Raw genomic sequence first — 266 nt, forward strand, 5'->3', positions numbered from 1 at the left:
CCACGGTCAGGATATCACCTTGGTGGAACCTCGGGGTGCGGGTCTGAGTGTAGGCGTTGTGGTACACACGGCTGGGCGCCATGATGCGAAACGGCAGGTGCTCCGCCTTCGTGGTACGGATTTGAACACCGCTGGTCTGGGTACGCAGCAGACGGGTGGTATCAAACCAGAAGGTATCGTGGTCCGCACGCGCCGGGTGGTGACCCGGAATGTTCAGCGCATCAAAGTTGTGATAATCGTCTTCGATCTCCGGACCGGTCGCAACG

Annotated in this window: 1 protein-coding gene; it reads right to left on the reverse strand. The window is 59.8% G+C overall.

Annotation, left to right across the window (positions count from 1 at the left end; translation table 11 throughout):
* The coding region (locus MFF64_RS36940; RefSeq protein ID WP_438823126.1) for a tRNA ligase subunit PheS family protein at positions 1-266 on the reverse strand (266 nt) is incomplete at both ends.

The organism is Methylobacterium frigidaeris (genome assembly GCF_022179185.1).
Lineage (GTDB): Bacteria > Pseudomonadota > Alphaproteobacteria > Rhizobiales > Beijerinckiaceae > Methylobacterium > Methylobacterium frigidaeris.